Source organism: Salmonella sp. NW38, from assembly GCF_051807745.1.
GTDB lineage: Bacteria > Pseudomonadota > Gammaproteobacteria > Enterobacterales > Enterobacteriaceae > Salmonella > Salmonella enterica.
This window is the reverse complement of sequence record NZ_JAMMTO010000002.1, coordinates 48,820-71,720: the sequence shown is the minus strand read 5'-3', so window position 1 is coordinate 71,720 and position 22,901 is coordinate 48,820. Positions and strand designations below refer to the sequence as shown.

22 protein-coding genes are annotated in these 22,901 nt (G+C 53.6%); 5 read left to right on the top strand and 17 right to left on the bottom strand.

Annotated features, from left to right (window positions below):
• Positions 1-2 precede the first annotated feature (2 nt).
• The 13 genes from NA624_RS04175 to pmbA form a co-directional block, all read right to left on the bottom strand.
• Entirely contained in the window at positions 3-287 is a 285-nt protein-coding gene (locus NA624_RS04175) for a type II toxin-antitoxin system RelE family toxin (RefSeq protein ID WP_000220578.1), read from the bottom strand.
• Positions 277-519 (bottom strand): type II toxin-antitoxin system RelB/DinJ family antitoxin, encoded by a 243-nt coding sequence (locus NA624_RS04170; RefSeq protein WP_000212724.1) that lies wholly within the window; start codon positions 517-519, stop codon positions 277-279. Before NA624_RS04170 ends, NA624_RS04175 begins: the two co-directional genes overlap by 11 nt.
• 77 nt (positions 520-596) lie before the next feature.
• Positions 597-2,510, bottom strand: a complete 1,914-nt coding sequence (locus NA624_RS04165; protein WP_001212131.1) for a BglG family transcription antiterminator — start codon at positions 2,508-2,510, stop codon at positions 597-599.
• A gap of 16 nt (positions 2,511-2,526) precedes the next feature.
• On the bottom strand, positions 2,527-3,267 hold the full coding sequence (gene dagF / locus NA624_RS04160; RefSeq protein WP_000779263.1) for a 2-dehydro-3-deoxy-phosphogluconate aldolase: 741 nt from the start codon (positions 3,265-3,267) through the stop codon (positions 2,527-2,529).
• On the bottom strand, positions 3,264-4,382 hold the full coding sequence (locus NA624_RS04155; protein ID WP_001139190.1) for a DgaE family pyridoxal phosphate-dependent ammonia lyase: 1,119 nt from the start codon (positions 4,380-4,382) through the stop codon (positions 3,264-3,266). Before NA624_RS04155 ends, dagF begins: the two co-directional genes overlap by 4 nt.
• Complete coding sequence (locus NA624_RS04150; protein ID WP_000459954.1) at positions 4,366-5,499, bottom strand: amidohydrolase/deacetylase family metallohydrolase; 1,134 nt, start codon at positions 5,497-5,499, stop codon at positions 4,366-4,368. Before NA624_RS04150 ends, NA624_RS04155 begins: the two co-directional genes overlap by 17 nt.
• A 58-nt stretch (positions 5,500-5,557) precedes the next feature.
• Positions 5,558-6,202, bottom strand: coding sequence for a DUF4310 family protein (locus NA624_RS04145; RefSeq protein ID WP_000392130.1), 645 nt, complete (start codon positions 6,200-6,202; stop codon positions 5,558-5,560).
• An 11-nt stretch (positions 6,203-6,213) separates the two neighbouring features.
• Positions 6,214-6,990, bottom strand: coding sequence for a DUF4311 domain-containing protein (locus NA624_RS04140; RefSeq protein WP_000478578.1), 777 nt, complete (start codon positions 6,988-6,990; stop codon positions 6,214-6,216).
• A gap of 22 nt (positions 6,991-7,012) precedes the next feature.
• Complete coding sequence (locus tag NA624_RS04135; RefSeq protein WP_000975187.1) at positions 7,013-7,315, bottom strand: DUF4312 family protein; 303 nt, start codon at positions 7,313-7,315, stop codon at positions 7,013-7,015.
• On the bottom strand, positions 7,315-7,677 hold the full coding sequence (locus NA624_RS04130; protein WP_000435389.1) for an SFCGS family glycine-rich protein: 363 nt from the start codon (positions 7,675-7,677) through the stop codon (positions 7,315-7,317). The genes NA624_RS04135 and NA624_RS04130 overlap by 1 nt, the downstream gene beginning before the upstream one ends.
• Before the next feature lie 10 nt (positions 7,678-7,687).
• Positions 7,688-8,026 carry a glycine dehydrogenase gene (locus NA624_RS04125; RefSeq protein ID WP_001255103.1) on the bottom strand — a complete coding sequence of 113 codons (339 nt, stop codon included), beginning with the start codon at positions 8,024-8,026 and terminating at the stop codon, positions 7,688-7,690.
• Between the two features lie 277 nt (positions 8,027-8,303).
• Positions 8,304-8,690, bottom strand: a complete 387-nt coding sequence (cybC, locus tag NA624_RS04120; RefSeq protein WP_001232231.1) for a cytochrome b562 — start codon at positions 8,688-8,690, stop codon at positions 8,304-8,306.
• Between the two features lie 98 nt (positions 8,691-8,788).
• Positions 8,789-10,141 carry a metalloprotease PmbA gene (gene pmbA, locus NA624_RS04115; protein WP_000852994.1) on the bottom strand — a complete coding sequence of 451 codons (1,353 nt, stop codon included), beginning with the start codon at positions 10,139-10,141 and terminating at the stop codon, positions 8,789-8,791.
• A gap of 95 nt (positions 10,142-10,236) precedes the next feature.
• Between pmbA and yjgA the strand changes: the two genes are divergently transcribed.
• Positions 10,237-10,788, top strand: a complete 552-nt coding sequence (gene yjgA / locus NA624_RS04110; protein ID WP_000166287.1) for a ribosome biogenesis factor YjgA — start codon at positions 10,237-10,239, stop codon at positions 10,786-10,788.
• A gap of 106 nt (positions 10,789-10,894) precedes the next feature.
• Here the strand turns inward: yjgA and mpl are convergent, their stop codons facing one another.
• The gene (gene mpl, locus NA624_RS04105) at positions 10,895-12,268 is read right to left on the bottom strand and encodes a UDP-N-acetylmuramate:L-alanyl-gamma-D-glutamyl-meso-diaminopimelate ligase (RefSeq protein WP_001219832.1); all 1,374 of its coding nucleotides are present in this window, start codon (positions 12,266-12,268) and stop codon (positions 10,895-10,897) included.
• A 174-nt stretch (positions 12,269-12,442) separates the two neighbouring features.
• Here mpl and fbp point away from each other — a divergent pair, with 174 nt between their 5' ends.
• The 4 genes from fbp to NA624_RS04085 all read left to right on the top strand — a co-directional run bounded on the left by fbp (position 12,443) and on the right by NA624_RS04085 (position 16,976).
• A complete protein-coding gene (gene fbp / locus NA624_RS04100; protein ID WP_000853764.1) occupies positions 12,443-13,441 on the top strand; it encodes a class 1 fructose-bisphosphatase in 999 nt (332 codons plus the stop codon).
• A gap of 226 nt (positions 13,442-13,667) precedes the next feature.
• A complete protein-coding gene (ppa, locus tag NA624_RS04095; protein ID WP_000055079.1) occupies positions 13,668-14,198 on the top strand; it encodes an inorganic diphosphatase in 531 nt (176 codons plus the stop codon).
• A gap of 409 nt (positions 14,199-14,607) precedes the next feature.
• Positions 14,608-15,771, top strand: a complete 1,164-nt coding sequence (locus NA624_RS04090) for a metallo-dependent hydrolase (RefSeq protein ID WP_000977212.1) — start codon at positions 14,608-14,610, stop codon at positions 15,769-15,771.
• A complete protein-coding gene (locus NA624_RS04085; RefSeq protein WP_000203125.1) occupies positions 15,768-16,976 on the top strand; it encodes an MFS transporter in 1,209 nt (402 codons plus the stop codon). The genes NA624_RS04090 and NA624_RS04085 overlap by 4 nt, the downstream gene beginning before the upstream one ends.
• A 53-nt stretch (positions 16,977-17,029) precedes the next feature.
• Here NA624_RS04085 and NA624_RS04080 read toward each other — a convergent pair whose 3' ends face one another.
• Genes NA624_RS04080 through tamA form a run of 3 tightly spaced genes read right to left on the bottom strand, consistent with a single transcriptional unit; the run spans position 17,030 to position 22,886 of the window.
• A complete protein-coding gene (locus NA624_RS04080; protein WP_001219167.1) occupies positions 17,030-17,374 on the bottom strand; it encodes a gamma-glutamylcyclotransferase family protein in 345 nt (114 codons plus the stop codon).
• Positions 17,375-17,376: 2 nt separating this feature from the next.
• Positions 17,377-21,156, bottom strand: coding sequence for an autotransporter assembly complex protein TamB (gene tamB / locus NA624_RS04075; RefSeq protein WP_000060835.1), 3,780 nt, complete (start codon positions 21,154-21,156; stop codon positions 17,377-17,379).
• Complete coding sequence (gene tamA, locus NA624_RS04070; RefSeq protein WP_001120237.1) at positions 21,153-22,886, bottom strand: autotransporter assembly complex protein TamA; 1,734 nt, start codon at positions 22,884-22,886, stop codon at positions 21,153-21,155. Before tamA ends, tamB begins: the two co-directional genes overlap by 4 nt.
• Between the last annotated feature and the right edge of the window lie 15 nt (positions 22,887-22,901).

Here is a 22,901-nt window from a genome sequence, read left to right as displayed (position 1 = left end):
CGCTAAAGCCGTTTGTTTGCATCGTGATAGACGGCTGAATGTTCTCGCTTGCCGACCGCGACAACAAACACAATCACAACGTCATCCCGAACCTGGTACACCAGACGATAACCGGACGATTTAAGCTTAATTTTATAGCAGTCAGGAAGACCGTTTAAACGGGCAGAGTCAATTCTGGGGTTCAATAGCACATCAGCCAACTTTTTCTTAAGCTGAGCCTTCACCGTATCGCCCAGCTTATGCCACTCTTTTAAGGCCCTCGGGTCGAATTCCAGTTCATAAGTCATCCAGACTAACCTTGATTCCCTTTTGCGGACTAGACAGCCTCTCCCGAACTGTCTGAATCAGTGCATCCTCACTGTCGCTAAGAGTGACGGTTTTCACTGGCATGCGCCCCGTTTCCGCGACGTACTGGAACAGTAATCGCACGGCCTCCGTTGGAGTAATGTTCAGTTTTTCCAGCACGGCATAAGCCTCATTTTTGAGTTTGTCATCCAGACGGACGTTCAGCGTGGCCATTATGCCTCCAGTAAAATCGAATGTGTAATGCAGTTTAGCATTACATTCGCATTACATCGAATTCTGGATAACGCCTCTCAAAAACGACTCACGCACTCCATCGCGACCGTTTTAAATTGCGTAAAATTCTGACATGCGCAGAGGCGCGTCATGGCGCGTTCGCGCAGGAAAGTGACGAAAATATCGTAGATGGCCATCGCCTCTTCATATTCACTTTTGCTGATGGCGAGTAAAAAAATAACGTGCGCCGTTTCATCACCCCAGGCAATCCCCTGTGGCGCGAGCACCGTATAAACCACCGTTTTCTTCGCCAGCAGCCCCAGCGCGTGTGGCAAGGCAATCCCGTCGCCTAATAACGTACTGACGATAGCTTCACGTTCAATAACCGAATCGAGAAACGCCGCATCAACAAAGCCTTCCTCATGCAACTGATCGCACAGCGTTTTAAACAGCGTCTGTTGATCTATTTCCCCTTCCACAATGCGAAAATGCGAGGCATCGAAATATTTATCCAGCATCCACGGACGGGTTCTGTCCACCAGCACCAGCTTACCGATCTGCTCCAATTGATAGTCGGTAGGAAAGGGCGCGATCATGATGACCGGTTTATCTTTTTCACCGATCCGCGCCGTGGAAATCACAAAATCCTCCACAATACTGTCCCGCGCCTCATAGTCGCGTAGCGTCAAAGTGCGGGCTATCTCAATCTGCGGGTATTTCCGCGCCAGTACCGCTTCAATCATCCGCACCATCGCATTACCAGCATCACACACCAGCAGTACCTGCGGCTGCCGCTGGTAGCCAATGTTGTAACTACGTTCCAGCCCAACGCCAATATGCAGCACCAGAAAACCGATTTCGTTTTCGCTAATGGTATACGGCGTGTATTTTCCCCAACTCGATATCGCCGCCAATGTCATATCCCACGCCATCGGATAGTGCTGCTTAATATTTTCCAGTAGTGGGTTGGGGATCATGATCTGGTAGCGCACGCGGGTGATCATCGTTTTGATGTGGGTCAGCAAGTCCGCGTGAAGCTGTTTATCATTCAATAGGTTATAGTTGTACTGGGTATTAATAAAATTGAGGATATAGCGCACCAGCGCCTCTTCATCATCGGCATTAATGGCGCTGGGGGCAATCTCCTGTACCTGGCGGGCGGCAATATGCACCTTCAGCCAGCTTACTTCCGGCTCCGACAGCGGCTTGTCGGCCAGCTGTTGTAGTAGCTCCGCAATTTCATGCGCCGCATGGCGCACCTTTTCATCGACCTCCTCCGCCACGCATTCCGATAACGGATACCCCTCGCGAATACGCCGTACCGCCACCGCGCAGTATAAACGCAGAAACAGCTCGCCCTCATCGGTCAGGCGGATTTGACAATGAGAGAAAATATCCGGCAAAAGAGACTGCAGCCGTTGAGACACCTCGGTGTTCAGCGTGGTACTAACAATTAACGGATGGGAGGGCTCCTGCTGCGCCAGCGTCCATAAAAGGTCGGTCAGACAGGCGCGAATCGCCATCTCTCCACCAAACAGTTTCATGCCATGACGCGGACGCGTTTCCAGCGTCAGATGATAACGCAGCAAATGCTCGCGCACGTCCGCCATGTCGTTCTGCAGCGTCGCACGGCTGACAAACCATTCATCTGCCAAATCCTCCAGCTTCAGCGAGAAGGCGGAGGTTAAAAAACGCGCCAGCAAATAGTGTATCCGCTCCTGGCTGGTGCGCGGACCGCGCGCCAGGGCGGGGGATTGCTGCGTTTGCAGGGATTGATAACGTGCCGGATCATCAATTTTGAGCTGATACCCGTTGCCGCGGCTGAGAGTAAATTGCGCGCCATGCGGCGTCAGCAACATGTTCAGCGCGGCGATATCCGCCCGAACGGTACGCGTGGAGACCGACAACCGCTGCGCCAGTTCGTCCTGCGGCAGCGTCTCGTTTTGCAGCATCGCAAATAGCTGCGCTAAACGTTGGTTGGGGAATCGCACGTCTCTCTCCTCATGATTAGCCGACACGCGACCGGACGATAGCGAGTAACTGACGCACATCGTCCGCACGAGTGTTGCCGCTCACCTTATCAATAATCGAACTATAAATGTGAGGAATGATTTTGCTTACACCTGCATCAAGGGCGATGTGCAGAATCTCGGCGAAGTTTTCCAGATCGATGCCGCCCGTCGGTTCCAGCCAGAAATCATGGCGGGCGCAGGCCTCAGCCACCGCTTTATACTCGTCGCGACAGGTGAGTCCTCCCATCGGAAAGTATTTAACGGAGCTGCCGCCCATGTCTTTGAGTAGCGCAATCGCCGTTTCTATGGGTACGATGCCGTCCGGCGCGCGGCTGCTTAGCGGGCCGGTGGAAATTTTCACCAGCCCCGGCGTGCCGGTCGGCGAGACAAGACCGTTAACCACCGTCTCATTTTGCCCCAGCAGCGCCCGGCTGGTCCCGACGCCGGTAAACACCTGGTTGACATGCTGCGGCTGTACCTGACGCGAGATTTCGCTCACCATCGCCGACTGGTTAGGATCGCCTGCCCCCAGTCCGACGGAGAGCGCATTATCGATAAGCGCCGCATATTCACGCATATCCGCGACTGCGCTTGCCACATCCGGATAGTTTTTGGAGAGCACGCCAACCAGCACATGACCTTCCGCCGCCGCGTAGATTTCCCGGGCGTTATCTTTCGAACCGGCCAGTACGTTCAGGCAAACGCGATCGCGGTAAAAGTTAGGGGTCAGTTTCATGCTTGTTTCTCCTGATTAATCACCTCGCCAATACGACGCGCCACAATCGCTAACTGCGCGCGATCGACGCTGCGGACATCCGCTTCAATAATTCCTTCGTTGGCTTTGTATCCGCGAAAGTAAATCGCGTATTCCCCTTGCTTCAGCGCGTCGACCAGTTCGCCTGTGGCGATGCCGGTAACGGCTTCATCAAACTTAATTTCCGTGCGCGCGATGTCGCGTCCGGCGCTGTCCCACACCACACGGGCGCTAACGCCGTTAAACGTGTTCAACGTGTCGATAAAGGGCGCCATTTTTTCTACCATCTCCGCGCCGCTCTCTTTTTGCGCCCGCAGGTACAATTCAATGGCGCAGGTCAGGCCAACAATTCCCTCTTTGCCGACCTTCATCGCCCGGCCAATGCCCGCTGACTGACGTTTTACCCACTCAACATACTGCGTTTTACCAATCACCAGCCCACTGGTCGGCCCTTCAATCGCTTTCGCGCCGCTATAGATAACGAGATCTGCGCCCACGCGGTAGTAGCACTGCAAATCTTCTTCCGCCGCCGCGTCCACAAGCAGCGGGAGATTATGCGTGCGTGCCACTACCGCAGCCTGCTCCACGCTGAGCATACTTTTCTGTACGCAGTGGTGAGATTTGATATAGAGAATAGCCGCCGTGCGCGGCGTAATGGCCGCCGCCAACTGCGCGGCGGAACATTCGTTGGCGTAACCGGCTTCCACCAGTTTGCCGCCGCCCAGCGCCACCATCGTTCCCACCGGCGCGCCAAAGTTGACGTTGTGGCCCTTTGGCAGGACGATTTCGTTATTTTCAATCGGTGTAACGTGCAGGTTTTCCAGCAGCCAGTCGCTGTCCTGAACCAGGACCGCGGCAACCGACTGGGCAAGGCCCGCACTGGCGCAGGAGACTACCGTCGCCCCTTCCACTTCCAGCAATTTCGCAATGTACTCACCGGTTTTATTCACCAGATCTTTCATCTCGAAATACTGATTCATTCCGGCCATCGCCGCGTCTATCACTTCCGGGCGCGGCGTGGAGACGCCGAGCGCCGTCATACGTCCGGAGGCGTTAATCACCTGTTTTAATTGATACTTCTCAAAAATCGAAGGCATGTTCCGCGCTCCCCTGTTCGGTCATATAGCCCTTGCCTGCGCGTATCGCGGCAAGCGGCGTCAGCAATTCTTCAGCCTGTAAGCTGTCGTTTTCCGCGTCTACCAACACGGTGGGCTGGCGTTTAAGCGTAAAGAGGGTCAGGTCGGCATCCAGACCAGGCTGAAGACGACCTTTGGTTTTCAGATTCAGGCTATCGGCGGCATTGGCCGTCACGCACGCAATGACCTGCGGCAGCGACATGCCGATGGCGAGGAATTTCGACATCACATTAGCCAGCGAATGCACCGGGCCATTGATGCGGTTACGGCAGTAGATATCGGAACTGATGGTATGCGGTAAAATCCCCAGGCTAATGGCGTGTTTCGCCACCGCAAAGCTCATGCTGGCGGTACCATGCCCGACGTCCAGACGCACGCCGCGCGCCAGCGCTCGTGTCACCGAGGCGCGCAGCTCGCCTTCCGGCGTCAGAATACGGTTCGGCTTACCGTTGTAACAGTGGGTAATAATATCGCCCGCCGACAGACGCTCCGCTATTTCGTCCAGATCCGGCGGGTTATTGCCAATATGCACCATCAGCGGCAGGTTGCCGTTTTCTTGCTGCATGGCTTTAGCGCGTTCCAGCGGCGTGATGCCGTTAACGCCTACCACGCTGCTGCTCATCCGCGCCTTGAGGCCGACGATAAAATCCGGGTGGCGTTTTACCGCCTGCCGGACCGCATCGGCGTCAATATTGGCCATGTTAGCCAGCTCGTTTTGGGCAATAAGCCCAACGCGTGAAACATTCAGCAGCGCATAAACCTCGGTGGTCGCCTGACGGGTCAGAGCATAGAAATCATCAATATCATCTGCGCCAGTGCTGCCGGCATCCACCACTGTGGTAACGCCAGTGGCAATACCCACGCTGTCCGGTTCGTCGTGGTAAATCGGCGATGTCGGGTAGCAGTGAACGTGCGAATCAATCCAACCCGCACTAACGTAACACTCGCCGCGCAGGTCAATGGTTTTCACCGCCGGGCCATCAACGTCACCCAACGCCGCGATTTTGCCATCTTGCAGGGCAATATTAGTCAGCGTGTCATCGACCAGACGCGCATGGCGCAGGAGTAAATCAAACATCGTTCTCTCCTTTGCCGGATGGCGGCGCAACCGCCTTATCCGGCCTACAAATCAACAGTTAGCTAATCGCAATCGGGAAGATGGAACCGAGGATCATCGCGCCTAAAATCGCGCCGCCGGTAATCGGCTTCTGCCAGATATAAAACAGCAGCGCGCCCACCAGAGAGCCCAGACCAATAGGAATCGATGCCGTCATGGCGCTGAGGATAATCAACGGCCCCAGAAAACGGCCTGAAGTGTTACCAGCCCCCATCATGACGTCCGCCCCGTACGTGGAGTCGCTCTGATTAATGGTGAACTTACGCGCCAGAACAATGATGTAGCCAATCGCCAGGCCAATCACCAGACCGGTTATCAGCGAAGCGATAAAGTTCGCCACCGGGAAGACAAAGCCAGCCCCCAGCAGTAACGCCGGAACCCCTAAGCCCACGCCAGTCTGAATTGCCCCGCCGATATCCAGAATCCCGACCAGCGAACCTTCGATAATGCGGGCAAATAAAAAGCTGGCGCCGAAAGCGGCGACCGCGCCGTAGACGCCGGTATCCATCCCCGCTTTCAACATCGCCACAAAAGCGACTTCGTTAAATGCGCCGATACCGTACAGATAGTACATATGCGTCCCGGCGAAAACGCCGGAGGAGAGCAGGCCAACAAAGATCGGGAACGACCAGTCGGCATACCAAAAACCTTTATTCTCTTCCATTGTGGCCTCCGTTATTTGCCGCTGAGCGAGTTGTGGATCAGTTCAAGCCAGTTCGGTACCGTCATGTTGAAAGACTCGATCATTTTCATGTCGAAGCCGCGGAAGAAGCCGCTCAACACAAACAGCAAAACGATGGCGACCATCATCACTTTGGTGACATGGTTCCAGCCGCTCTCTTCTACGCCTTTACCGATCAAAATACCCAGTACCAGCCCCGGTACGGCGTTCCCCATGATGAGCTGCGCCGCGCCGCCGAAAACGGTGGCCCAGAAGCCCGATTTTTTACCAGCGTCGATCGCCGCTAACCAGAAGATCACAGGCATGACGATGTTGACCAGCAGGTTTGCCGCCGGTACCAGCACCTTAACCGCTGTCACCTGTAGCGCTTCTGGCACGGATGAGGCGGTCAGGTTAAGGAACGTCACGACGATCATGCCGATGACGGCGCAGGCGATCGCCATTTTTTTCGGGTCGTGCAGCGTCTCGCCAACGTTACGGTTTTTGATCATTAGCGCCGCCGCGCCCCAGTTAGGGATGATGCGGTGATCGACATCCTGGGTGAACGATCCGGCCGCCACAGACGACGCCCAGGCGTTAAAGAAGAAACCCAGTCCAAAGGAGAAGTGAGATGCCGGGTCGCCTTCACAAGAGTTGAGTTCGCCCAACGTACGGAACGCGCCCATCCCCTGCGTGGTTGGCGCGTGAAACATGCGTGCAGCCCCAGCGCCCACCCCTACGCCGACCAGCGCACCGATAATGAGCGATTTAATTAGTATTATCAGGAACATAACTATGCCTTTTTAATAAAAATCAGCGTTTCGCGACGAAATCCACCCTGTCGAGATTGATGGCGGTCACGTTGACGGTCACATCCAGCTCCACGCTGTAAGTGCGTCGTTCCCGGCGCAAAAAGAAAAACAGAAAGGCCTCTTTACGCACCGACTCATGCGCCTGAACAATCCGCACATCCTGTGGCTCAATACGCAGTAAGATATACGGCGACTCTCTCATCACCGCCGACTGAACATGGTTCAGCGCATCGGCAAAGGCGCGTGCTTTGGCGTCGCCCTTGCCTTTTACTCTCACCGTGGTGGTGAATTGCTCTTTCATCATCAGGCGCCGTATTTCTTTTGCCACGCCTGCACCAGGCGCTCGCCGAGCTCTTCTTTATCCATAAAGCCAAAACCCAACACGTTGCAGCCTTCATTGATAGCGGTGACGCCTTCATCCACTGACCGCATTCCATATTTGGCTTTGTAGCCATGCTTGTTTTGCGCGGTGATAGCGCCCGCGCCGCCGCTGCCGCAAAATGAAATGCCGAAGGTGGCGTTTTCCGCTTTCATCACATCGCCCAGCTTCATGTCTGCCGCGACGCCCGGTACGACGACCGCGCGACCGCCCGCTTTTTCCACGCCTGCCGCCACTTTCTGGCCTTTACCCAGGCGATCGCCAATCACGACGGTAATCTGTTCCATTTTTTGCTCCTTAGAGGTTGTCTTTCGCGACTTCAAAATGTACCGATAATAGCCAGGCTTCTTCGTCAGGAAGGTTGCCAAACGCCGCCACGATTTCGCGGGCGAGCGCCATTGATTCGGCTGAGATTTCATCAAACAAGCTGGCATCGACTTCCGGTAAAGGCTCGCCGGTAATTGACCGGTGCGCCATCGCGCGAACGTGCGAGGTCAGCATTTGCGTCTGTACCGCATTGGGGACAATGTGATGCCTCCCCAGCAGGCCATCCACCTGCGTTAACACCTGTTCAGCCAGTTCGTTAATTCGCTCACCGGCATCGTGTTTTACTGCTCCGTTATCCACGCGTCTCACCCCGTTAATGGCAATGAGATAAAACTAGCGGCAAGGGTTAAAAGTTTGTAGCGAGTTATTTTCCACCTCGAAGTGGAAACGCGAGTGGGATAGGTGATCTGCGCCACAGAAAAGGCGGCATTAATGAATTATCGCCGGGAAAGTGTGAGATCTATCGCGGCATAAAGAGGAAATGGCGAAACAATGACGTTGCCGTATAAAGTGAGAAAGTGTGATGGGTATTACATTTTGCCGGATGGCGACCTGCGGATAAAGCGAAGCCGCCATCCCACAAAAATTAACGATACTTTTTATGATACGTATTGCGGGTGGTTTTTAGCGCTTCCGCCGCCGCTTTCGCTTCTTTAACGTTACCTTCGTTCGCCAGCTTCAGCGCGCCATCAATTTGGCCGACCAGAATGTCAAAACCGTGACGAAAATCCTTCATCTCCGGGCTATCCGGCGCTTTATCTTCCAGCTTTGGCGGCGTAGCTTTTTGAGCATCCAGCGCGGCCGCGCGCATTTTGGTTAATGCCGCTTTCAGTTCAGGGGCACTATCCGTTTTCTCAACAACTTTCAGGTTATCATTGAGAATATCCATATTATCTTCAAGATCGGCAGCAAAAACAGCCGAACCGAATACCAGCGATGACACAGCAAGAATAGCTAACAGGCTTTTACGCATTGCTCACTTCCTTTTTTATTATTAACGATAAGTGTAATACCCTGAATAATTCGAGTTGCAGGCAGCCAACGCGCCTGCAGCCTGAAGTATGACGGGTATTATTGTCCGGCGATTTTCATCTCCGGTAACAATACCGAACCGCACTGTATATTACTGCGCGTTTCAATATCATCACCCACGGTGACAATATTACGCCACATCTCTTTTAAATTACCGGCAATGGTAATTTCACTTACCGGGTACTGGATTTCACCATTTTCAACCCAGAATCCCGCAGCGCCGCGGGAGTAGTCGCCGGTAATACCGCTGACGCCCTGGCCCATCAGTTCCGTCACCACCAGGCCGGTGCCCATCTCTTTCAGTAACTGCTCAAAGTTCAGCCCCTGCCCGGCGATACGCCAGTTATGAATGCCGCCAGCATGACCGGTACTTTTCAGCCCCAGTTTGCGGGCGGAATAGTTGGTCAGCAACCATTGCGTCAGTACGCCATCCTTCACAATGTCCCGGCGCTCTGTACGCACGCCTTCGCTGTCGAACGGTGAAGACGCCAGCCCTTTTAGCAGATGCGGGTGTTCTTCGATGGTTAACCATTCCGGCAGAATTTGTTTGCCCAGCGAGTCGAGCAGAAAAGTGGATTTACGGTATACCGCGCCGCCGGCAATCGCCCCGACCAGATGACCAAATAGCCCTGTCGCCACTTCATTGGCGAAAATGACCGGCGCTTTCATGGTGGAGAGCTTGCGCGGCGACAGGCGGGATAAGGTACGGCGCGCGCACTCGGCCCCGACCCATTCCGGCGCTTGCAGATCCGCCATTGCCCGACCGATGGTGTAAGCGTAATCACGCTCCATATCGCCGTTCTCTTCAGCGATGACGCAGCTTGATAGCGAATGGCGCGTGGAGCAATAGCCCTGCAACATGCCGTGGCTGTTGCCGAACACTTTAATGCCGTAATGGCTGTTAAAGCTACCGCCTTCGGTATTGGTGATGCGTTTATCCGCCTTTAGAGAAGCCTGTTCCGCACGCGCGGCCAGTTCAATGGCTTCGTCTGGCGTAACCTCTGCCGGGTGGAACAAGTCCAGATCCGGCGCGTCAAACGCCAGCAGTTCTTTGTCCGCCACGCCTGCGCACGGGTCCGGCGACGTGTAACGCGCGATATCCAGCGCGGCCTGCACGGTACGGGCAATCGCCTGCGGGCTTAAATCCGTCGAAGAGGCGCTGCCTTTGCGGTTCTGGTGATACACCGTAATGCCCAGCGCGCCGTCGCTATTAAATTCGACATTCTCTACTTCACCATAACGGGTGCTGACGCTAATGCCGGTGGTCTTGCTGACGGCGACTTCCGCCCCATCCGATTTGCCTGAGGCTAACTCCAGCGCTGTCGAAACTGCTTCTTCCAGAATCTTACGCTGCGCTTCAACTTGTGAGATTACTTTCATTGCAAATGCCATAATGTAGAGAGAGTTTCTCTGAAGTCTAACAGAGAACCGTTTTTCAGTGCGCATCTTAACTGGTAACATTAGCCTCTTTTTTTAAGGAGCCTGACATGACAAAGCAGCCCGAAGACTGGCTCGACGACGTTCCCGGTGATGACATCGAAGACGAAGACGATGAAATTATCTGGGTCAGTAAAAGTGAAATTAAACGCGATGCCGAGGAATTAAAACGCCTGGGCGCGGAACTGGTGGATCTGGGGAAAAACGCGCTGGATAAGATCCCGCTGGACGCCGATCTGCGCGACGCCATTGAACTGGCCCAGCGAATCAAAATGGAAGGACGCCGCCGCCAGTTGCAGCTTATCGGAAAAATGCTGCGCCAACGCGACGTTGAACCTATTCGCCAGGCGCTGGACAAGCTGAAGAACCGCCATAATCAGCAGGTGGTGCTGTTTCACAAGCTTGAGCATCTGCGCGATCGTCTGATCGTCGAAGGCGATGACGCGGTAGCCGAAGTACTGACCCTGTGGCCGCACGCCGATCGTCAACAGCTTCGTTCATTGATCCGCAATGCGAAGAAAGAGAAAGAAGGCAACAAACCGCCGAAATCAGCGCGTCAGATTTTCCAGTATCTGCGCGAGCTGGCGGAAAACGAAGGGTAATTTTACACGTTGGTAGCGTCTGCCGGATGGCGGCGCTGGCGCCTTATCCGGCCTACGGGAATGTACGTATTGTAGGCCCGGTAAGCACAGCGCCACCGGGCATTTTTTACTCCACAACCAGTGCTTTTTTCGCCAGCCCATCCAGCAATTTCTGATGGATGCCGCCGAAACCGCCGTTGCTCATCACCAGGATGTGATCGCCAGGCTGTGCGGTTTTCACCACCATTTCCGCCAGCGTATCGACATCGCCACTCCAGTGAGCAGGCTGTACGCAGGCTTCGGCGACTTCCGCCACTTGCCACGGAATATGCGGAGGCTGCAGCAGGAACACTTCATCCGCACGCCCTAACGACGGTGCCAGGTCATCCTTGCATAACCCCATCTTCATCGTGTTAGAACGCGGCTCCAGCACTGCGATAATGCGCGCGGTGCCGCCCACTTTACCGCGCAGCGCCGCCAGCGTGGCCAGAATTGCCGTCGGGTGATGAGCAAAATCGTCATACACCGTCACGCCGTTCGCTTCGCCGCGCAGTTCCAGACGGCGGCGGGCGTTAATAAATGACCCCAGCGCGCTGGCCGCTTCTGCAGGCGCGACGCCCACGTGGCGCGCGGCGGCAATCGCCATCAGCCCATTATGCATATTGTGCTCGCCGACCAGGCCCCATTTCACATCGCCGACTTTTTCGCCGTCCAGCCACACTTCCCACTCGGAAGCATCCGTAGTCAGCTTCTTCGCCTGCCAGTGTCCCTGCTCGCCCACCAGCTCCTGCTCGCTCCAGCAGCCCAGAGCCATGGTCTGTTTCAGGTTGATGTCGTTTTCCGGCCAGATGATGCGCCCCTGCCCCGGCACGATGCGCACCAGATGGTGGAACTGCTTCTGGATCGCTTTCAGATCGTCGAAGATGTCGGCATGATCAAACTCAAGGTTGTTGAGGATCAGCGTCCGCGGGCAGTAATGCACAAATTTAGAACGTTTATCAAAGAACGCGCAGTCGTACTCATCCGCTTCGATAACAAAGAACGGGCTCTCGCCCAGGCGCGCGGAAACCTCAAAGTTGCCCGGTACGCCGCCGATCACGAAGCCCGGTTTGTACCCGCACGCTTCCAGTATCCAGGTCGCCATGCCTGCGGTCGTGGTTTTACCGTGGGTACCGGCGACCGCCAGTACCCAGCGGTCGCGCAACACAAAGTCATGCAGCCACTGTGGACCAGACATAAAGGGAATGTTTTTTTCCAGCACCGCTTCCACGCACGGATTCCCGCGCGTCATCGCATTGCCGATAATCACCAGATCCGGCTGCGGATCGAGCTGGCTGGCGTCATAACCCTGGATCAGATCAATGCCTTGCTTCTCAAGTAAGGTACTCATCGGCGGATACACATTGGCATCCGAACCCGTTACTTCATGACCAAGCGAGCGAGCCAGCATCGCCAGCCCCCCCATGAAAGTGCCACAAATTCCCAAAATATGAATGCGCATACGTCACTATCCTTTTTTTATCTGCGAGCCATTTTACGCACATGTCTGGCAAGTGAGAAACGCATTTCAGGTAAATCTGTACTTTGCTGGCGCGATTCACCTGAGCGCATCATCTGAAATGTTTGTTAAGATTGTTACGGTCGCTTTACTCCAATCAATTGCAGGGAAAGTGTTATGAAAACGTTAGGTGAATTTATTGTCGAAAAGCAGCACGAGTTCTCTCAGGCTACCGGTGAGCTCACTGCTTTGCTGTCGGCAATAAAATTGGGCGCCAAGATCATCCACCGCGATATCAATAAGGCCGGTCTGGTCGATATCCTGGGTGCCAGCGGTGCTGAGAACGTACAGGGCGAGGTTCAGCAGAAACTCGATCTGTTCGCGAACGAGAAACTGAAAGCTGCACTAAAAGCGCGCGATATTGTAGCGGGCATCGCATCGGAAGAAGAGGACGAAATTGTCGTCTTTGAAGGCTGCGAACACGCGAAATATGTGGTGCTGATGGACCCTCTGGATGGCTCTTCTAACATCGACGTTAACGTCTCTGTCGGTACGATTTTCTCGATTTATCGCCGCGTGACGCCCGTCGGCACGCCGGTCACCGAAGAAGATTTCCTGCAACCCGGCAACAAACAGGTCGCTGCGGGATATGTCGTGTATGGCTCGTCCACCATGCTGGTTTACACCACCGGCTGCGGCGTCCACGCTTTCACCTACGATCCGTCGTTGGGCGTGTTCTGTCTGTGCCAGGAACGTATGCGTTTCCCGGAAAAGGGTAAAACCTACTCCATTAACGAAGGCAACTACATTAAATTCCCGAATGGCGTGAAGAAGTACATCAAATTCTGCCAGGAAGAGGATAGTTCAACAAGTCGCCCTTATACCTCACGTTACATTGGCTCTCTGGTGGCCGATTTCCACCGCAACCTGCTGAAAGGCGGCATCTATCTCTACCCCAGCACCGCCAGCCATCCGCAGGGGAAACTGCGTCTGCTGTATGAGTGCAACCCGATGGCGTTCCTCGCGGAACAGGCCGGCGGCAAAGCAAGCGATGGTAAAGAACGTATTCTGGATATCATTCCGGAAAGCCTTCACCAGCGCCGCTCGTTCTTCGTCGGCAACCGCCATATGGTTGACGATGTGGAACGCTTTATCCGCGAATACCCGGACGCGTAATCTTTACCACCATGCGGAATAACGCATGAAGCCGCCATTGGGCAATAACATGTCCGATGGCGGCGTTGCCTTATCAGGCCCGTGATTTTTTCGGTTCTTAACCTTTGTCATTCATGCTCCGCAACGACGCGCCAGATGAGGCGGAAACGAAAACAAGCGAAGACTTTCGGCGTGAGTTGGCTATAATACTCGCCACTTGTTTGTCATAAATTCAAAGGAAACAGACATGAGCTTACTCAACGTCCCGGCGGGTAAAGAACTGCCGGAAGATATCTACGTCGTTATCGAGATCCCGGCTAACGCAGATCCGATCAAATACGAAGTTGACAAAGAGAGCGGCGCGCTGTTCGTTGACCGCTTCATGTCCACCGCGATGTTCTATCCGTGCAACTACGGTTACATCAACCATACCCTGTCTCTGGACGGCGACCCGGTAGACGTTCTGGTCCCGACGCCGTACCCGCTGCAGCCAGGCGCCGTCATCCGTTGCCGTCCGGTTGGCGTACTGAAAATGACCGACGAATCCGGTGAAGATGCGAAACTGGTTGCCGTACCGCACACCAAACTGAGCAAAGAGTACGATCACATTAAAGATGTGAACGATCTGCCGGAACTGCTGAAAGCGCAGATCACTCATTTCTTCGAGCATTATAAAGATCTCGAAAAAGGCAAATGGGTGAAAGTTGACGGTTGGGACAACGCCGAAGCGGCTAAAGCGGAAATCGTTGCCTCCTTCGAGCGCGCAGCGAAGAAATAAGTTCGCTTTTACATAATCGTCAAGATAAAGGCTCTCATAGTAATGAGGGCCTTTTTATTGGCTAATGAATAGAACACAATTTTTATCATTATTAGTTTAACATTCACGGAATGAATAAGACTTTACCTTATTTTTTATTAAAAAGGGTTGAATACGCTCACGGTTTCTCTAAAAAGCTTAAGATAATAATTATTTTGTGAATGCCCCCAGACTCCCCTGGACTTACGCCCTAAATATTAGCAAGCGCTAAATTCTTATTTAGTGCATAAGCCCGATTACCTTTTTAATAAGGTATCCTAAGCTCTCCCTACCAATAATTGTATTTTTAATCCAACATAACATCCGCTCAAAACACACTTTTTAATATATTTTTAAGGGCTGCCATAATTATTTACTATTTTAAGAGATTATGATGAAAAATGATATATTAATTACCGGTGGACATATCATCGATCCCGCTCGTAATATTAATGAGATTAACAATTTACGCATCGTTAACGATATTATCGTTGATGCCGATAAATATCCTGTAACTTCGGAGACCCGGATTATTCATGCCGACGGCATGATCGTCACTCCCGGTCTTATCGATTATCACGCGCATGTTTTTTATGACGCGACGGAAGGCGGCGTCAGGCCTGATATGTACATGCCGCCGAATGGCGTCACCACCGTCGTGGATGCAGGTTCTGCCGGTACGGCAAACTTTGATGCCTTCTACCGAACGGTGATTTGCGCCAGTAAAGTTCGAATCAAAGCGTTTCTGACCGTGTCGCCGCCGGGCCAAACCTGGTCACAAGAAAATTATGATCCTGACAATATTGATGAAAATAAGATCCACGCGCTGTTTCGCCAGTATCGCAATGTTCTTCAGGGATTAAAACTCAAGGTTCAGACTGAGGACATTGCTGAATATGGCTTAAAACCGCTGACTGAATCCCTTCGTATTGCCAACGATTTAAGGTGCCCCGTGGCAATACACTCGACTCATCCCGTCGTTCCCATGAAAGAACTTGTCTCCTTGCTACGCCACGGCGATATTATCGCTCATGCGTTTCACGGCAAAGGTAGCACCATTCTTACTGATGAAGGCGCTGTCTTAGCCGAAGTCCGTCAGGCAAGGGAAAGAGGCGTTATATTTGATGCCGCCAATGGTCGCAGCCATTTTTCAATGAACACGGCACGCCGGGCCATCGCCAATGGCTTTCTTCCGGATATCATCAGTAGCGATCTCTCAACCATCACTAAACTCGCCTGGCCTGTTTACGCCTTACCATGGATTTTATCGAAATATTTAGCACTCGGCGTCGCGCTTACCGATGTCATTAACGCCTGTACCCATACCCCAGCAGTTTTAATGGGTATGGCAGCAGAAATTGGTACGCTGGCCCCTGGGGCATTTGCCGATATCGCCATCTTTAAATTAAAAAACAGGCATGTTGAATTTGCCGATATTCATGGTGAAACGCTCACGGGGACGCATGTGCTGGTACCACAAATGACCATAAAATCCGGTGAGATATTATTTCGTCAAATTGATTTTGGCGCGCGGCCAAACGGAGTTGAAAAATGACCTCAATGCAAAAATGGCTACGGATCGGCGCGACATTAATGTTCGGCCTTTTTGTTGCTTATCTTGACCGTTCTAATCTTTCCGTTACGTTACCTACGATTACACACGACCTGAATATTGATGGCGCAACGGCCAGCATTGTATTAACCATATTTCTTATTGGCTATGCCTTTTCAAATATTTTTGGCGGCGTATTTACCCAGCGATACGATCCGAAAAAAATAGTCATTCTGATGGTGCTAATCTGGTCGATTGCGACCGTTTTTGTCGGATTTACCTCGTCAGTGTACGTTATTTTGATTTGCCGGTTGGTGCTTGGCATTACCGAAGGCATTTATTGGCCGCAGCAGTCCCGCTTCGCCAGCGACTGGTTTTCAGACAAAGAACGGACGCAGGCGAACAGCATTATCCAGTATTATGGACAGTTCCTGGCATTAGGCCTGGGATTTATGATTTTGTCCCCGCTGGATGCTGCCTTCGGTTGGCGAAATGTTTTTATTATCACTGGTGTGATCGGCATTTTTGTTGTGGTTCCACTTTATATAACAATGCTGAAAAAACAGGAAGAAGCGCCTTATTATCGTGCGCCGGCGCCAACAGAGAAAACTAAACTTACCCTGGAATCGCTGGGCGGAACCCCTTTCCTACTCCTTATTTTTACCTACATCACTCAAGGGATGTTGTTCTGGGGAATTACGTTATGGATCCCCATGGTTGTCAATTCTCTCGGCTATACCGGATTCAGTAAAGCATTGGTCAGTTCTCTGCCTTATCTGACTGCGGTTATACTGGCAATCCCTATCTCATGGATCAGTGATAAGACACAAAAGCGTGTACTTATTGCTTCACTGGGCCTACTAATCCCCGGCGTAATGTTATTTCTCTTGCCATTTGTCGATGCGCCGGGATTTAAAATCACGCTCATTACCCTGGCGATGGGTTATTATGCCGCCAGCTTTACCCCCAATATCTGGTCGATTATCCAGTCGAACGTTAAACCCCATGCGATTGGCCCAGCCTCCGGTATTATTAATGGCATCGGCGCCGGCGGCGGCGGTACGCTGGCAGGCCTAATGGTCGGCTATTTTTACCGGACAACCGGCAGCTACATGCAGGGATTTATGGTTCTCGGATGCATTGTTATCCTGGGCGGCGCGTCATTATTGATCTACGGCAGAATAAGAGCTCACCATGCCCGGCGCTAGCGCCATCAGCCAGAATGTAAAAAACAACGCCACCCGAGGGTGGCGTGTTCAGTTCAGGGCTGGTTTCTGTCTAACCAGTCACCGCTTTCAATCAGAGTTAACCCATCAACAGGACGTTGATATACATACATCCATGCGCTGCCGTAAGGCGTCTGGATTAACTGGCGTGCGTATTCACCGCCCCTGGTGCGCAAAGCATCAAGTTCGGCCAGCGTGGCGTTATCAATTCGATAAACTTCACCGTATACCGCTCCGTTTCCCGGAACTGCGCCTGGATAGTGGCCCAGACTATACAACTGGTAGTTATCGATACGGTAATCGCCAAGCAATTGGGCATTGGTCATCCAGTGACTGTTGCCTTGTTTCTGTCGTAAACTGCCATAGACAAATATTCGCATTGCTAAAACTCAAACTGATAGAGCAAATCAAGTGCCTGATCTACGCCAGACACTGCTTCCAGATATAGCTTAGGCATCAGGCGATAACGTAACGTGAGCGTCGCCAGAGAGTCAAATATCCCTACACCATACTTCACCTGTAGACCCGGCAGTACATAGCCGCTGACCACGACCTGAGACGAATCGCCCACCCCTTGCGTGTCCAGCGCCAGATTACTTACACCGAATGTCTCTCCGATTTTACCCACAACCTGACCACTTTGCGCAACCCCCAGACCAATAAGCATGGAGGTCATTGCTGCGCTATCACTCTGATTGCTGTCCAACCCCTGCCCACGCAGCAGATAAGAAAGCGCTTCAGCCTGCGGCATCGCCGGATCGGAGAAGATTTCCGCTTTGGGTTCATCAGCAGTGCCTGTGACACGCACGCCCGCAATGACATCGTCTTCGGTGGCGTCAGGGTTACGGATCGCTTCGATATTGAGCAGCGGCTGATCCGGCGGGCCGGAGAACAGCAGCTCGCCTTTACGGACAAGCAGGTCCTGGCCGTAGGCGCGGAATCGGCCGTCAGGAATATTGATTTGACCATTCAGCCCCAGTCCCTGCTTATCCTGCGCGACTTTCAAATCGCCGGTCAAACGCGCTTTAAGCCCGAAGGCGTCGATGCGCACGTTGTTGCCGACGTGGACCGTCAGATTACTGTTGATGGGAATAGACGCTGTCTGCGGCGTTTCTGGTTGCAGGTCATTATTGAGCATAACCACATCGCTGGAGACGCCAACCGCGCTCTCCGGCAGGTCGTGCACCACAATTCGCGCCCACGGAACGTCCACACGCCCATCCAACGTGAACAGCGAAGGCGTCGCGTCAAAGACCACATCCGGCGAGACATCCAGGCGCACCATCGGCGGAACGGTAATCCGCACCCGGCTGCCTTTCGCCGTCACCCGCGCGCGCCAGTTGTCAATCTGGCTCCAGTCGGCGTTACCGTTCAGGTTAATTTGCCCTTGTTGTGTTCGCACGATACCGGCGAGCGTCGAACGCGTACCGCTAAAGTTCATGGTGAGCTGGCTCGGCTGCATCTCAAACGGCATAAAATTACCGTCAATATCCAGCGCGCTAAGCTGCAACTGACCAAACAACTGCGGGCTTTGCACATCGCCGCCCAGACGTAGCCTGGCGTTTAACATTCCCGCCGCTTTTTCGCCGCGCGAAAAGACAGGATTGACCATCGCCAGATTGAGATTGCGCATGTTGACGTTACCGCCGAGATTGCGCCGCCCCTGAGGATCGGTTACCTGCACCTGGCCATCAAATTGACCATTGTTCGTCAGGCGAATCAGCCATCCCAACTCGGCGCGATTATTGTGCAGATCGGCGCTGAGGTTCAGCGTCTCAAACGCGACCGGTAACGGCGCGTCATTGACGGTCTGCGTGACCTTCACATTACGACCGGAAAGCGTGACCTTCCCCTGCGGCAATCCCTCCTGAGTGGTGTCCCACGACACGTCCGCTTTCCCGCTAAAGACCCCGCTGGCCTGCGTGGTATCAGGCATAAATGGCTTCAGCATCGCCAGATCAAAGCGGTTGAGATTGACCACCGCCCGTCCTGCGGCGCCCGCATCAATGGTTTGCGGGATGCACAGCTCGGCGTTCGGGTTCAGCCAACAATGCGGCCCGATACTGATTTTCTGTTCTTTATTACGGTAGTCCAGCGCAATCGCGCGGGTCAACGACCATGGCCCCACTGGCGTCTGGAAACGGGTGTCGCTTAACGTCCCTTTCCAGCGCGCCGCCTCGCGATCAAAACTGCCTGTCAGGGAGAGTTGACCGGATACCGGCTCTCCCTGAACACGGAGCTGTAGCTGATGCTGCTTCTCGCTGCCTTTGGCGTCAAGCGTCACCAGATTGATGTTAACGTCGGGCTGCGAAATCCGCTCTACGCGAACGTTGAGATGGCCCGCTATCTGATCGGTGGATTTAATATCGCCCTCAATGCGCGCCTGGGCGACAGACAGCTCCTGCCAGCGCAAGCCGCGGGCGGTGATATCCGCCAACAGCTGCGGCGCTTCTACCGTACCGCGGACTTTAACGATTCCTTTTGCCATGCCGCCCAGCCCTGGCAGCGCATTATCCAGCCCTGGCGCATCGATGGCGGCGTCAAGATTCAGCTCCTTAACGCCAAGCTCGCCTTTTATATCGGCGCTGTTTGGGCCCAGCGCAAGGTGCAGCCCCGGGATCGTCCACTGCATGTAGCTGTTGCCCTTTAGCGTCCCGTTGACGTTAACGCTGTTCTGCTTCACATTGCCGGTCAGCTTGAGCTCCGGGACATCCATCTGCCAGGTGCCGCCGTAGAGGCTGCCTTTGGTTTTCATGACGCCGTTAAGCTTCGCGGGCCAGTCCGGGATCTCTTTAGCGGTATTGATGCCATTCAGCGTCAGTTCGCCACGCCAGCTAATCGCCTGCTGCCAGTCCACCAGCGCTTTCAGTTCGGTTTTTCCCTCCAGAGCGGCGACGGTGAGTTTATCGAGATTAATCTGCCGCTCATTCCCTTTGGCATCCAGCGTGATGGTCGCCGGCGGAATATCTTGTCCTTTCACGGCGGTTCGCATCGACAACGTATAGTCGGTCATCTTACCGCTCAGTTTGAGCTTCAGATCGTCAGCCTGAAACTGGGTATCACCCGTCAATGGCCAGGCAATGCGTTGGCTGACGACTTCAAGATTGAGCGGTAAACCGGCCTCCGCCAGCCGCGTCTGGGCGCGAAGCGCGACATCCATCGGCCCGGAAAGGTTCACCCCGACCTCCAGTTGTTCGCGTAGCGCGCCGCCGACCTTGAGTTTTATCTTTTCACCCTTTAGCGGATCGATATTCAGCGTACTGTTGAGCGTAATATCAACCGGCCAGTTATTGGCGAGCTGCGCCGTACCGGAGGCTTTCACCGTGCCCTGGTTGGCGTCGATATCCAGAGTATCCAGCTTCATATTACCGTCGATACTGCTGACTTTAAGCAGCATCGTGCGCACCGTCAGATCGGTATCGCCGGTGATGCGTAGCTGCTCGCCGCGAAATGACTCGATATTCAGATTGAGCGGCAGGTGAACATCGGTCATCTCCGGCATTACCGGTTTTGCAAACAGATCTTTTAGCGTTTCGCCAAGCGGCTTTTCATCCGGTTGAGGTTTCTCGATTTTGGGTTCAACCACCTCTTCCTGCGCCACATCAGCGACCTTCGGCAGAGCGATCAGCAGTCCCTGAAGCCGCGTCGGTTTCAGGGTCAGGTTTTTCTCCTGCCATGCCAGCCCGGAGGTAAAATCCAGCACCGAAACGGTAGTGTCATCAATCTTGATATTGATGTTATTCAACGCCACGCGCGACAGCGTGATGGGCCAGGGGGTGGAGAGGTTCAGCGGTCCGCTTTCTTCCTCTTCTTGCGCCGGTTCGGAGGGTGGCATTTTTTTGCTGTTGATAGCGACATTAATGTCTTTTAGCGCCAGATCATTGACGCACAGGCTACTGCGCCACAGGCAATCAAGCCCGACGGCCAGATGAATTTCGCCCGCATTCACCGCAACGCCCGGCTGCTCATAGCGGATATTTTTTAACGATAAGTCCCGCCAGCCGCCGGTGACCTGCCCAATCTCCAGCCCCGGCACCCAGCGGTTCGCCGCACTGAATACCAGATGCAGCCCCGTCGTCGTCCCGACCAGAAACGCAACGCTCGCCAGTAACACCACAATGAAAATCAACACGCCGAGGCTTATTTTCTTCCATAAACTCATAATTCAGGCCCCAGACCGATATAAAACTGTAAACCGTGTTCGTCTTTGTCGCCGACCGGTACGGCAAAATCGAGTTTGACAGGCCCAACCGGCGACGCCCAGCGCACGCCGACCCCGGTCCCGGTTTTGAAATCGCTACGGCGAATATCACTCACCGCCTCGCCGCTATCGACAAACACTGCCCCCCACCATTTGCCGGTGACGTTATACTGGTACTCCAGCGATCCGGTTGCCAGTTTTGAGGCGCCTTTAAGATTGCCGTCGCTATCTTTAGGCGAAATAGATTTGTATTTATAGCCGCGAATACTGCGGTCGCCCCCGGCGAAGAAACGTAAATCCGGCGGAACTTTGTCGAAATCACCGGTTTCTATCCAGCCCAAATTGGCGCGCATCACAAAACGGTGGCGATCGTACAAAGTCCGAATCCAGACGTTTTGCGCCTGCAGCACGGAGAAATCCACATCGGAGCCCCAGGCCGTATTCGAATAGTCTACCGAGTAGCGCTGCGAATCGCCCCAGGTTGGCATCAGTCCCCCTCGCGAGCGGGTTCGGCTGATCATCACGCCCGGGTAGAACAGCATGGTGGTATTGGTGACGTTCCCCTGGGTAAAGTGGTCGAAACTCCAGCGCAGGTTAATCGCCCGCTGCCAACCGCTGGAAAGGTCCCAGTAACGCGACACGGCAAGCGTGGTCGAGTCCTGCTCCGTATCATTCAAATCGGTACGTTTAAAACCGCCCTGTACCAGATAGTATTGCTCCAGCGGGTTTTTCAGCAGCGGCATTTTATAACTAAAATCCAGCACCTGTTCCGGCGCAGAAATACTGGTGCTGGTGGTCAGGCTATGACCGTAGGAGTTCATCCACGGTTTTTTCCACGACGCTTTCACGCGCGGCCCGACGTCGGTGGAGTACCCCACCCCAGTTTCAATCGTGTTTTCGGTTCGCGGCGATACCACGCCTTTTAACGGCAGAATTTTTGTTTTACGCGATTTCTCAAATTCCGGCGCCACCACGACAGAATTAAACCATCCGGTAGCGGAAAGTCGGCGGTTTAGTTCCGCCAAATCTTTCGACTCGTACTCATCGCCCTCTTTAAACGGCAACAGATTTTGTAAATATTCATCACGAATCTGCGAACCTTCGAAGGTGACAGGTCCGAAGCGATAGCGCTCACCGCTATCATAATCAATATCCCAAAACGCCTGATGACGGCCCAGAGCAATTCCCAACTGACTTTTAACGAATTCGCTGTCGAAATAGCCTTTACGTAGCGACACGCTGGTTAACGACTTCTTAAAATTGTCATAGTCTCCCTGGTTCAGCACCGTGCCGATTGCCGGACGCGTTTTCAGTAAGGCCAGATAATCTTTGTCCGTGCGCGCGCCGCCGCGTAAAATGACTTCTGTACCGCCAATCAACACCGGCTGGCCGGGCGTAACCCTGGCGATTAATACCTGCCGTCCTTTCGCAGGCGGTGGAAGCAAGTCGAATTTGATAGTGGGTTCGTAATAGCCTAACGCTTTAAGCCCTTCGCGAATCGCATCATCAACTCGGGCGCGAAAGCGCCGATCCGGCGTCACCTCATCGCTCTGAATCGTAGAGAGCTGTGCGCGAACGTTTTTTTCCAGTTCTCCGGATAGCCCTTCGACTTTCAGACGAACATTTGCGGCTACCGCAGAACTGCTCAGGCACAGTAAGCTAACCCAACATAACTGACGGATATGTGGCACATTTTCTCCTGAATA

Coding starts and splice junctions, on each gene's coding strand:
- NA624_RS04175 (WP_000220578.1), bottom strand. CDS start 287: ATGACTTATGAACTGGAATTCGACCCGAGGGCCTTAAAAGAGTGGCAT.
- NA624_RS04170 (WP_000212724.1), bottom strand. CDS start 519: ATGGCCACGCTGAACGTCCGTCTGGATGACAAACTCAAAAATGAGGCT.
- dagF (WP_000779263.1), bottom strand. CDS start 3,267: ATGAAACTGACCCCTAACTTTTACCGCGATCGCGTTTGCCTGAACGTA.
- NA624_RS04155 (WP_001139190.1), bottom strand. CDS start 4,382: ATGCCTTCGATTTTTGAGAAGTATCAATTAAAACAGGTGATTAACGCC.
- NA624_RS04150 (WP_000459954.1), bottom strand. CDS start 5,499: ATGTTTGATTTACTCCTGCGCCATGCGCGTCTGGTCGATGACACGCTG.
- NA624_RS04145 (WP_000392130.1), bottom strand. CDS start 6,202: ATGGAAGAGAATAAAGGTTTTTGGTATGCCGACTGGTCGTTCCCGATC.
- NA624_RS04140 (WP_000478578.1), bottom strand. CDS start 6,990: ATGTTCCTGATAATACTAATTAAATCGCTCATTATCGGTGCGCTGGTC.
- NA624_RS04135 (WP_000975187.1), bottom strand. CDS start 7,315: ATGATGAAAGAGCAATTCACCACCACGGTGAGAGTAAAAGGCAAGGGC.
- NA624_RS04130 (WP_000435389.1), bottom strand. CDS start 7,677: ATGGAACAGATTACCGTCGTGATTGGCGATCGCCTGGGTAAAGGCCAG.
- cybC (WP_001232231.1), bottom strand. CDS start 8,690: ATGCGTAAAAGCCTGTTAGCTATTCTTGCTGTGTCATCGCTGGTATTC.
- pmbA (WP_000852994.1), bottom strand. CDS start 10,141: ATGGCATTTGCAATGAAAGTAATCTCACAAGTTGAAGCGCAGCGTAAG.
- yjgA (WP_000166287.1), top strand. CDS start 10,237: ATGACAAAGCAGCCCGAAGACTGGCTCGACGACGTTCCCGGTGATGAC.
- mpl (WP_001219832.1), bottom strand. CDS start 12,268: ATGCGCATTCATATTTTGGGAATTTGTGGCACTTTCATGGGGGGGCTG.
- fbp (WP_000853764.1), top strand. CDS start 12,443: ATGAAAACGTTAGGTGAATTTATTGTCGAAAAGCAGCACGAGTTCTCT.
- ppa (WP_000055079.1), top strand. CDS start 13,668: ATGAGCTTACTCAACGTCCCGGCGGGTAAAGAACTGCCGGAAGATATC.
- NA624_RS04090 (WP_000977212.1), top strand. CDS start 14,608: ATGATGAAAAATGATATATTAATTACCGGTGGACATATCATCGATCCC.
- NA624_RS04085 (WP_000203125.1), top strand. CDS start 15,768: ATGACCTCAATGCAAAAATGGCTACGGATCGGCGCGACATTAATGTTC.
- NA624_RS04080 (WP_001219167.1), bottom strand. CDS start 17,374: ATGCGAATATTTGTCTATGGCAGTTTACGACAGAAACAAGGCAACAGT.
- tamB (WP_000060835.1), bottom strand. CDS start 21,156: ATGAGTTTATGGAAGAAAATAAGCCTCGGCGTGTTGATTTTCATTGTG.